Raw genomic sequence first — 230 nt, 5'->3', positions numbered from 1 at the left:
CCGAACAGCTTGCCAGCCAGCCGGCCAGCCAGGCCCTGGCGCCGGTGTACGATATTGCAGGGCCGGAAACGCAGCGAGTGCTGGAAGCGGCCGATGCGGTGCGTGCGCGGGCTCGCGCCGACGGCTTCAGCGAACGCGACGTGTTCGAGGCCGACGGCCGCGTGGTCGAGTGGAACCAGCTCGACGCCACCTGCAACGCCCCCAGCCTGTTGAGTGCGCGCCGGCTGGTG

1 pseudogene is annotated in these 230 nt (G+C 71.3%); it reads left to right on the top strand.

The window, feature by feature from the left end:
* A pseudogene (locus ACQG3P_RS25360) lies at nucleotides 1-230 on the top strand (DNA polymerase III subunit delta); the annotation flags it as partial.

Source organism: Stenotrophomonas sp. SrG (genome assembly GCF_050031795.1).
GTDB classification, from domain to species: Bacteria; Pseudomonadota; Gammaproteobacteria; order Xanthomonadales; family Xanthomonadaceae; genus Stenotrophomonas; species Stenotrophomonas rhizophila_A.
The sequence above is the reverse complement of the archived record's forward strand: the minus strand, read 5'-3'. Positions and strand labels throughout refer to the sequence as shown.